This window comes from Streptomyces sp. NPDC088812, from assembly GCF_044750285.1.
Lineage (GTDB): Bacteria > Actinomycetota > Actinomycetes > Streptomycetales > Streptomycetaceae > Streptomyces.
The window spans coordinates 1-1,437 of sequence record NZ_JBIVJP010000074.1; the positions used below are offsets into that span (position 1 = coordinate 1).

Annotated in this window: 2 protein-coding genes and 1 pseudogene; 1 reads left to right on the forward strand and 2 read right to left on the reverse strand. The window is 73.0% G+C overall.

Going from position 1 to position 1,437, the window contains the following annotated elements; genetic code table 11:
* Nucleotides 1-481: pseudogene (locus tag ACIP67_RS43280) on the forward strand (hypothetical protein); the annotation flags it as partial.
* An 18-nt stretch (nt 482-499) separates the two neighbouring features.
* On the opposite strand, the gene epsC reads toward ACIP67_RS43280, so the two are convergent.
* Both epsC and ACIP67_RS43290 read right to left on the reverse strand, forming a co-directional pair.
* Nucleotides 500-1,087, reverse strand: a complete 588-nt coding sequence (gene epsC, locus ACIP67_RS43285) for a serine O-acetyltransferase EpsC (protein ID WP_036340179.1) — start codon at nt 1,085-1,087, stop codon at nt 500-502.
* Between the two features lie 43 nt (nt 1,088-1,130).
* On the reverse strand, nt 1,131-1,437 hold a 307-nt coding region (locus ACIP67_RS43290), incomplete at its 5' end, for a pyridoxal-phosphate dependent enzyme (protein ID WP_401700227.1).

Sequence of the window (1,437 nt, forward strand, 5' to 3'; positions counted from 1 at the left end):
CGGCTGGTCGCTGGACCTGGGCACCATCGCCTCGCTGTGGCGGGACGGCTGCATCATCCGCGCCGACCTGCTCGACGTGATCATGCAGGCCTTCGGCGGCCGCGACACCTCCCGCCACCCGGCGCCGGGCACCCGCGCCCCCGGCCAGCCGCTCAACCTGCTCTTCGCCCCCGAGTTCGCCCAGGCGATCGCCGAGGCTCTGCCGGCCTGGCGCCGCGTCGTGGGCACCGCCGTCGCCGCGGGCGTGCCGGTGCCGGTGTTCTCTTCGGCCCTGGCGTACTACGACGGCCTGCGGGCCGACCGCCTGCCGGCCGCCCTCGTGCAGGGCCAGCGCGATTTCTTCGGCGCCCACACCTACCTGCGGGTCGACCGCGAGGGCTCGTTCCACACGCTGTGGTCCGGCGACCGCACGGAGGTCGACGGCAAGGGCGTGCCCGTGGTCATGCCGCAGCCGACCGAGGGCGACCCCACGCAGGACTGACCCGGCGGGACCCGGCCCTCAGATCCAGAGGGCCGGGTCCACGTACTCCGCGGGGTCCACGAGCGGCTTGCCCTCGGACGGGCCCTTGCGTGGGCGCACGGTGGCCGGCACGCCGGTGGCGATCGCGTCGGCGGGGGTGTCCTTCACGACGACGGCGTTGGCGCCCACCGCCGTTCCCTCCCCGATCTCGACGGGTCCGAGGATCTTGGCGCCGGCCCCCACCACGACGCCGTCGCGCAGCGTGGGGTGCCGCTTCACCTTGGCCAGGGAGCGGCCGCCGAGGGTGACCCCGTGGTACAGCATCACGTCGTCGCCGATCTCCGCGGTCTCGCCGATCACGACGCCCATGCCGTGGTCGATGAAGAACCGACGACCGATCGACGCGCCGGGGTGGATCTCGATGCCGGTGGCCGCCCGCGTGACCTGCGAGAGCACGCGGGCGGGCATCTTCAGCCGGTCATGCCGCCACATCCGGTGCGCGACGCGGTGCGCCCACACGGCGTGCAGACCCGAGTAGACGAGGGCCACCTCGAGGTCACCGCGCGCCGCCGGGTCATGGCTGCGGACGGTCGCGATGTCTTCCTTGATGCGGGAGAACAGTCCCACGGGCGGCCCCTTCGGGTCGGTGCGGTCGGTGAGCGGGCGGCGGTCAGCCGCGGATGTCCTCGAAGAGGGCGGTGGAGATGTAGCGCTCACCGAAGTCACACACGACGGCGACGATCAGCTTGCCCTCGGACTCGGGCTTGGCGGCCTCCTTGAGGGCGGCCGAGACGATCGCGCCGGTGGAGATGCCGCCGAGGATGCCCTCCTCGGTCCCGAGCCGGCGGGCGGTCTCGATGGACTCCTCGAAGGTGGCCGGGTAGACCTCGTCGTAGAGCTCGGTGTCCAGGATCTCCGGCACGAAGTTCGCGCCGATGCCCTGGATCTTGTGGGGGCCGGCCTGGCCACCGGAGAGG